The following is an 8,805-nucleotide window of genomic DNA, read 5'->3' as shown; positions in this document are numbered from 1 at the left end:
TTGTGCGGGCTGTGTTTTTCTACCTCCTCTGTACATCTTGCAGCTGTGAGGCTTCAGGAAAGAGCGGGAATTGCTGTTGGGTTGGCGTTGGCCACACCTGCACCGGCAAAAGCTGCAAGAGCAATGGGCGGCGTGACATTAGAAGTTTGAGATAACCAGAAAATAATCAAGTGTGATGTCAGCAATGGCAAGCCAAAATCACCCAGCAGTGGCACCGCGATAACTGCCAGCACAATATAGGCGGCAGTGACGGGTAATCCCATTCCCAGTATCAATGCGACGAGACTGATCAGTAGCAGCGCAGTAAACAGATAGCCACCAGATAGAGCAGTGACAAATTGGGTGAATTGCAGTCCTATTCCTGTTTGACCCACGACACCGACAATAATACCCGCAGCACCGCAGGCAGCCGAAATAGGCAATGCCAGTAGTGCCCCTGACTTCATACCTTCTATTATTTGACGAGCATTGACTCTGCTGTGTTTGCGTAAGGCCGCTGTAATAAGAATAGATGCACAATCAGCGACGCCTTACATCTGGCGAACCAACTGGTTCCTAGACCGGGACACCGCTGAAACGCATGCGATACAAGGAAACTTCCTTAATGTCTACCCTAAGCGGAACGCTTAGCCAGAAGAAACAGTTACTTCTCAAGATCACTGATCAATAGAGTTTCATGAGAAGGTCATCGGGGAATTTATCTCCCCAAATTACTATCAACAGCTTTGATAAATTACCCAAGTTGGCTCATAAGGGGTTTGTTTTGGTTGTTAGACTTGCTTGCTGCTTGGTTAGTGAGAGTTTTATAAAACTATGTAGAATGAATGCCTGTTTATTCTGCAAGATTATTAAATAAATTTCTGGTGCTTTTTTATTGATTTTAATGCTGCTTCTAAGCTAGGCGCTGGTTTTGCAGTGTGCTAATTTAAAATATATTTGGGGTAGGTATGGATTTAAATGCTACTCAGGCTGCGTCATATGCTGGGCATGTTGATTCTGGTATAAGGTTATTGAAAAAGGCCGAGAGTGCTACTGTGCAGGGGCATGTAGTTTCTGAAGCTAATCAGAAAAACTGTCTCCGCGTTGATTGGCGACAAAATACCATTGCCGATAGGGCGATACAGGATGAACAAATTAGAGAACGAATGGTAACGCAGGCTGATAACATAAATCAAATAGGTAGAGTAAAAGACCTTGGAAAAGCAACTATTGCTTCTGCACCTTCCCTTAACGATTCCCAGAGGCCAGCTCCCCCCTCCGTAGTGATGACGCAGCAGGATTCCCGTTCTCTGCGTGCTGTTGTCGGTGGGAAAGGCATGTTTCTGCAACATATGAGTGCAAATGGTATCCCTGTACCTGAATTCCGCTTGGTGGGTATTCCTGAAATTCTCTTGCTGGAAAAAGCCGGTTTTGCGAAAAACATACTGCCTGAGGCTTTCTCGTCGATTGAATTGCCGGATGCACAGGATTTCGTGAGTCTCGTCCAGTTAAAAGAACGAATCGCTCGTATTACCAATCCTGACGAGCAAGGCCGGTTGCTGAAAGCATTGTCCGGATTTCTGGAAAGCGATGCTTTTTATAATGCCATTAAAAACCATTCAACGGCTGATATCATGCGGAACCGTTTCAAAGCTCTGTGTGCAGATGATCCGGAGCAGATGTTTATTATCCGAAGCTCTGGTGCAAAAGAAGATGATTATGGTGATGCCCAGGCCGGTAAATACGAATCTTATGTGCATGGTGCTGATGATGTCGTACAAACCTGTTTAAAGGTCATGGCCTCCGGCTACCGTCCCGAAGCCTGCAAAAATGGCATGCCAACAACATTATCCCTGGTGATGCAGCACTGTGTTGATTGCCAGTTTGGTGGTGTTGCCATGAGTTACACCAGCTTAAAAGATAACCGTATGCAGGTTGAGTATGTTCCCGGACAGCCCAAGGGTGCTGTTTCCGGACTTAGTGGTTTAACGCCCCATCGATACACGATCACCCGAAAAAATCATCAGCCTACCTTGGAACATATACGTGGCGACGTTGCCCAGGCCTTTTATCTTGAGAGTCAGAGGGAAAATGAAGCTATTGAACGGCTAACTGACCTGCCCACTTCTGAGGAGAAAACGCTCCCGGAGCCAGCAGCAAAAGCACTGTATGAGATCATGGTAAAACTGGAAAACCTATTGCAATGCCCGGTGGATGTCGAATTTGGGGTTAACCGACAGAATCAGGTGCAAGTCTTGCAGGTCAGACCGGTGACCCGGTTGCAGGGCGGTGCTCAGTTCTCAGTTGGTGTCCCCTCTGAAGCAATAGTTAAAGGCACGTTAGTCAGTGAGGGGCTTTGTAAAGGCCCGATAGTATTGGTCAAGGTTGGCGCCAACCCGGAAAACCTTCCGGACAATGCCATTATCGTTGCTCACCATGGTGAAGACTGGATGTTGGCACCGGACGTTCTGGGCAAAGTCAGTGGCTTTGTGTTTGAGCAGGGTGGAACGGGTGACCACGTGGCCATTACGCTTCGGCAGGCGGGTAAACCCTGCATTATTGCTGATGATAAACCCGTCATTGTGGATGGAAACATAGCGACTCTGGCTTGCGGCGAATTTAATGGTCAGTCCGGTGGTTTTTTGCTGAATGGTGAACAGCCCTATGAGCATTACCAGGCAAATACATTGCCAGCCGCTTCTTCAGACTTCAGTGCAGCAATAGCAAGAACAACTCGCTGGCAGCCTACCCGTTGTGATGAAAAGAGGGTTGATCACCAATTTAAGTGGCTTAACGGGCAGAATACCCGTTTGCTGCAATATTTTGATCGAGATGCTTTGATAAACCGGTGTCTCTCGCCGGAAGGTGCGGTTTTGATCAGTATGTCCCCTCAGAGACATCAGATATTACGCTGCCTTAACGATGAGGTTTCACACTTCCTTTCAGATACGGATGCCCTGTTACAGGGGTATGGCGACTATCTGAATGAAGGCTCTAAAGGAGAAGAAACGCCACCAAATATTAAATACTATCTTGAAAATCTGGAGGCTCTGAAAACTCGCTTAAGTGAGATCAAAGCAAAGGTCAATACCGGGTTAGACAGAATCACCAAAGGGCTTCTGGATGGTGACAAACTGCTGCAAAAAACCGGTGACTTCAGCCAGTGGCAAACGGATTGTCAGAACTTAAAGAACAGCTTGCAATCTCTGTCCCAACCCCGTACAGCGCATCAGGTGCGTTCGATTCACGATACGGTTTTTCTGGTACATAAAAGCTTTGTGGATATTCTGGCAGATGTTGCCAATGCTTCAGGGCGTGGAGAGGTTGTGAAGAAGTCGAATCGTGTCACTTTCGTGAATTTCAACACCCCGAGGATGACACAATTATTGGATGACCAATGCGCCAGCGCACTGGAACACTACGGACGCCATAATACCGTTCTGAACATGGATGGAGTCAGCATTATCAGCACCGATATTAATTATCATAAAGGTGTCATTGAGTTAGTTGACAAAGGGGCAGGTAGTCAGGGAAGGCTGATGCGTTTGCGGATGGTAGACAATTTTAAAGACACCAACACAAGCTATGAAGGTAAGTTCAAACGGTTTCTCTGGCTGGCGTTGTTATTGAACAGTATCGGTAAGCAGAACTCATCTCAGGGTGTGCAAATAACGCTCAATGAAGAGATGGGTGAGATTGTTGTTGAAGTGAATAATATTCCTGATATTGAACGTATGCGGCAGCAATTAATTGCAGCGATAACGGTTATGGGTCGCAGCTTTAACAAAGATAGCGCTTTCTGTGTCGTCACCAGAGGCTTAGCCTCTGTTCAAGACTTTCCAGCACTCAGAATTTATCTCAATCGTATTCAAGATGCGAATAGTCGGCTCATGAGTAAAGCATTAATCTTTAGGGAGGCGTTGAAATGGGCAAAAGGTAAATTTACTAAATCTCTTGAAGCTTTTTTCCCCGAAGACAGTGATGAAGTTAAACTGATCCATTTTGCTCAAAAAGTTGGAAAGCAGGACAGAGACAAGGCTTTTGTTGTTGACTCTGAACAATCGTTTCAGCGAGATGCAGAACAAATCCGCCTTTTATTGATAGAAAAGCCAAAGCAGGTGCTGGAATCCGTAGCGCAGTATTCCGATTGGCTTGAGAATAAAGAGCAGGCATTACCTTTGGTTGCCTTGAATGGAGAACTGCTGGAACACTTGTCTCCGGCATTGAAGAAAGATCGGGATATTGTCATGGCGGCAGCCACTCACACCCCCGCAGCGCTGAAACATGGTGATGAAGCTTTCTGGAATGATCGTGAAATATTGTCTGCAGCGGCTCATGCTAATTCAATGGAATACTCAGTTGAATGTGGATCACTTAGCAGAAGTGCCATGTTGGAATTGTACAATTTACCCGTGGGTGGTAGCAAGTTCCATAAACTACGCGATAATGAATTTGAATCTTATTCAAAAGACGCTGAAATCATGCTGGCGGGTATTAAGCACAATATTCACTATCTGGTAACAGCAGCTGAGTCGTTAACAGATGATACGGACTTTATGAAAAAGGCAATTCAGATCAATGTTTGGGCATATGTCTATGCATCAGATCGTATTAAGAGTGATCCGTCTATTGCTGCCATGGTGTTACAACTCTCCGATAGCAGAATTAAGGAACTTTACGATAATCGTATTCCCGAAACTTTAAGGCAAAGACCAGAAATCAAGACCCTATATGTTGAAGGCCTGCAGCGATGCCTTAAACAGTTGGATATGGAATGTTCAACTTTAGATGAATTTGATTATAAGTGGTGTTTCTACAATAATCCATTCGAGTGGAAACAAGAGATAGAGGATGCTTTAACTGAAGCTCTGCCCTATCCCGATTTTAATGAACCTTTACTGCCTTCCAATGAAGTATGACGATAGACAACATCAAAATAATACCGACCCAGTAAAGGCCAAAAGGATTAAACAGCAGTATTGGCAGACTTGCCGCGGACAGAAGTCGCTCAATAATAGAAAGCCGTGTCAGCAAATATCCCTCTATCGCCATGGCCATTCCGACAATAACCGACAGCGTCTGAATAGCTGAGATAATCAATTCCAAGGAATCATCAGAGGTATTGATCAACCCGGTGTATGCCATCATCAACGGAATCACAAACAGTCCAGCGGCAAGCTTAAACGCTTCTATTGATGACTTCATTGGGTTGGCGTTGGCCACACCTGCACCGGCAAAAGCTGCAAGAGCAATGGGCGGCGTGACATTAGAAGTCTGGGATAACCAGAAAATAATCAAGTGTGATGTCAGCAATGGCAAGCCAAAATCACCCAGCAGTGGCACCGCAATAACTGCCAGCACAATATAGGCGGCAGTGACGGGTAATCCCATTCCCAGTATCAATGCGACGAGACTGATCAGTAGCAGCGCAGTAAACAGATAGCCACCAGATAGAGCAGTGACAAATTGGGTGAATTGCAGTCCTATTCCTGTTTGACCCACGACACCGACAATAATACCCGCAGCACCGCAGGCAGCCGAAATAGGCAATGCCAGTAGTGCCCCTGACTTCATACCTTCTATTATTTGACGAGCATTGACTCTGCTGTGTTTGCGTAAGGCCGCTGTAATAAGAATAGATGCACAACCAGCGACGCCTACCAGCAAAGGTGAATAGCCCATCATTAACAATGTTGTGATTAAGGCTAATGGAATCAGGAAATGCGCTCCCTGCTTCATGACCTGCAGTACCGCTTCAGTGCGGTTGATGGTTTTGAGTTCCAGTTTGCACGCCATGATATGCACGTAGAGGAGTGTGCAGAAAAAGTAGAGCAAGGCAGGAATGATCGAGGCGATCATAATGTCGCTATAGGGAATGCCCGTGAACTGAGCCATAACAAAGGCGCCAGCTCCCATGATGGGGGGCATGATCTGTCCACCAGTAGAGGCAGCAGCTTCAATACCTGCAGCCTGTTCCGGGCGATAACCCAGTTTTTTCATCATGGGAATGGTGATGGAGCCGGTGGTTACCGTATTGGCAATGGCAGAGCCAGAAATGGAACCAAGGCCTGCGGAGGCAATGACTGCTGCTTTTGCCGGGCCACCTCGATACTTGCCGGCGATGGCAAAAGCCAGATCAATAAAGAATTTTCCGGCACCAGTGACTTCTAAAAAAGCACCAAATAACACAAAGATAAATACGGTGGTGGCGGCAATACCCAGAGCTGAACCGAAGATACCGTTGCTGGAGAATATCTGAAACTGAACCAATTCCTGCAAACTGTAGGCTTTGGTCGCCAATGCGCCGGGCAGCGTATCGCCAAAAGCGCTGTAGAGAAGAAAAATGGTGGCAATAATCACCATCACCCAGCCAACGGTTCTACGACAGGCTTCAAGTAATAATGCGGTGAAGGCAATCCCGGCTATCAGGTCGATGGTCGTGAGCCCAAATAGCAGGTAGTTAATATCGTTGTAGTCAAACTGAACAATTCGATAGCCGGCAAAAACGGCAAGTGCACTCAGGGAAAGATCAATCGTTCGAGATATTGCGAATGACCAGCGTTGATTGGCAAGAGCTTCAATGTTCACTAAAGGGTAGTGAATAAAAATCAACACCATCACCCAGGTTAGATGAACAGGGCGGAAGTAGGTGGCTGATATGGTGGACGTAATACCTTGCCAGATTTGAAACACTGACAGGGAAACAGCCAGAGCCAACAATAAACGGCTCAATAAAAAATAGCCTGAGTTTTGATCAAACCTGTTCATAAATGCTTACGCCGGAAGTTTTGACCGGTGAAAGTAATGAATTTACTGCCACCGGTAGGTTCTTTTTATTGAACGCTGTTCAGGTATTTTTCAGCGCCGGGATGCAGGGGGACACCAGCCAGTTGTTTGGCGTTAGCTGGAATGGTGGCATCAGCTACTTTTACCACCTTACGAACGTCGTCTATATTTTCATAAGCAGCGCGGGTCAACTCGTAAGCCATGTCGTCGGACATATCGGCGCGGACAACCAGCACGTTCCAGATACTCACCGTGTCGGTGGATGGTACGTTGTTATAGATACCTTCAGGAATGGTGTATTCGCTGTAAGCTGGATACTCAGCAATAAAGGTTTCTCTTTCCTGTTGCGCAATCGGAATCACTTTCAGATCGTGAGTTAGCGCAATTTGAGTCACTGCACCAACACCCTGCCCGCCCACAATAAAGCCTGCATCAATCTGACCATTGGCCAGTGCATTGGTGGTTTCAGAGTAATTGAGATAAACGGCGCTGATATCCTTTTCAACATCAAAGCCAAGGGTTTCTAACAGCGCTGCGGACGTTACTGCAGTACCGGAACCGGGAGCGCCCAGAGAAATTCGTTTTCCTTTCAGGTCCTGAAGTGAGTTGATATCAGAACCTTGCAACGTCATGGGATGAACCAGGTTAGGGTAGAGCGCAAAGAGCACGTTAACGGGCATTTTGGCAGGAAACTTACCTTCACCATTAAAAGCATCCATCACCACATTGCCCATGGCGATACCGGCCAGCATATCTCCGCGAACGACTTTAATGGTGTTTTCTACTGACGCGGCGGTGACTTCAGCTTTCACGTTAACGTCACTGACTTCATCGGACCATACCTTGGCTAATGCGCCGCCGAAAGGGTAATAGATGCCGCTCTGGCCGCCGGTACCGATTGAGTAATTCTGGGCAGAGGCAAGCATGGGCAATAGCAATGCAAAGGCTGCAGCTATCCGTTTCATTGGGTTCTTCCTCATAGCAATTATTTTAATTATTAGGGTGCGGAGGTCTGAACAAGGCGCCCGCAGCTTTTTGAGCTTACTACAGTATGCTGGGATGTAGAACTGTTCTTGCGGACAATAAAGCTGATCTGGTTCAGGTGTTTTGCCAGAGGGTTCTGAATACCTGTGGTGTGACATGCGCTTGTTTTTTAAAAAAACGACTGAAGTAAGCTATATCGTTGAACCCCAGATCGTAAGCAATGGTTTTTATGGTTTTATGGGTGAAAGCCAGCTCACGTTTGGCTTCAATAATCACTTTCTCGTGGGTGAGCTGGGTGATGGATTTGCCGGTAAATTGATGACTTAACTCATTGACACGTTTACTGCTCATGTTTAGCCGTTCTGCATAGAAAATCACCTGCTTTTTCTGTTGATAATGTTCATCAATCAGCTGCATAAGCTGGAGAGCTTTATGATTCTGAAAATCAGGGGCACGCTCATCATCTGGCAGGTACCTCAGAAGGTATCTTAAAAAGCTGGTGAACAGCATATTGATCAGCTCATTATCCGGTGATGAGTGACTCAATTCATGGTTGATGATGTCTATCAGCTTCAGTAATGTTTCTTGTCCGGTGTCATTGATGTTGATGTAGGGCTGACAGTGGTTGTTTTTCAGGAAGATCTTTTCCAGAATTTGCCTGCTCTGAACATCTGGCTTGATCAGTTCAGGATTGAATGAAATAGCCAGCATCTCATCTGCCAGATATTGGCAGTGGTGCACTTGACCGGGTGCGATGAAGTACATCCGATGAGGCTCTAGCGGATATTCAGCAAAATCAATACTGTGCTCACCGATGCCTGTTAACACCCAGAATATTTCATAGTACTCGTGTCGGTGAGCTTCAGCAGATTCTGGTGTAGCGTTGCTACCAATCCACTCCACATCCAGTACTGAGCCGTGAGGTAACTTTTTTACTTCAAGCATAGGAGGAAGTTCCAGAAAGGCTGCTGTGTATTAAAACGACATTGAACGTTTACATCGATAGCCTAAAACAAAAAGTACAATACGTCGTGTAAATTATCCTATTTCATTATC

General features: G+C 46.1%; 5 protein-coding genes. 1 reads left to right on the top strand and 4 read right to left on the bottom strand.

Going from position 1 to position 8,805, the window contains the following annotated elements; all coding sequences use genetic code 11:
- Nucleotides 1-53: 53 nt before the first annotated feature.
- The gene (locus tag Q1B11_RS18300) at nt 54-503 is read right to left on the bottom strand and encodes a TRAP transporter large permease subunit (protein ID WP_299735087.1); all 450 of its coding nucleotides are present in this window, start codon (nt 501-503) and stop codon (nt 54-56) included.
- Between the two features lie 444 nt (nt 504-947).
- Here Q1B11_RS18300 and Q1B11_RS18295 point away from each other — a divergent pair, with 444 nt between their 5' ends.
- Nucleotides 948-4,898, top strand: a complete 3,951-nt coding sequence (locus tag Q1B11_RS18295) for a PEP/pyruvate-binding domain-containing protein (RefSeq protein ID WP_299735084.1) — start codon at nt 948-950, stop codon at nt 4,896-4,898.
- On the opposite strand, the gene Q1B11_RS18290 is transcribed toward Q1B11_RS18295, so the two are convergent.
- The 3 genes from Q1B11_RS18290 to Q1B11_RS18280 all read right to left on the bottom strand — a co-directional run bounded on the left by Q1B11_RS18290 (nt 4,864) and on the right by Q1B11_RS18280 (nt 8,694).
- Nucleotides 4,864-6,747: a TRAP transporter fused permease subunit gene (locus Q1B11_RS18290; protein WP_299735082.1), complete on the bottom strand. Its 1,884-nt coding sequence runs from the start codon at nt 6,745-6,747 to the stop codon at nt 4,864-4,866. The two genes, Q1B11_RS18295 and Q1B11_RS18290, sit on opposite strands and share 35 nt — an antisense overlap.
- Before the next feature lie 65 nt (nt 6,748-6,812).
- Nucleotides 6,813-7,730, bottom strand: coding sequence for a TAXI family TRAP transporter solute-binding subunit (locus Q1B11_RS18285; RefSeq protein WP_299735081.1), 918 nt, complete (start codon nt 7,728-7,730; stop codon nt 6,813-6,815).
- Nucleotides 7,731-7,863: 133 nt separating this feature from the next.
- Nucleotides 7,864-8,694 (bottom strand): helix-turn-helix domain-containing protein, encoded by an 831-nt coding sequence (locus tag Q1B11_RS18280; protein WP_299735079.1) that lies wholly within the window; start codon nt 8,692-8,694, stop codon nt 7,864-7,866.
- Nucleotides 8,695-8,805: the final 111 nt, after the last annotated feature.

Origin of the sequence: uncultured Endozoicomonas sp. (assembly GCF_947495845.1) — a bacterium.
Lineage (GTDB): Bacteria > Pseudomonadota > Gammaproteobacteria > Pseudomonadales > Endozoicomonadaceae > Endozoicomonas.
This window is presented reverse-complemented; position numbering and strand designations above follow the sequence as displayed.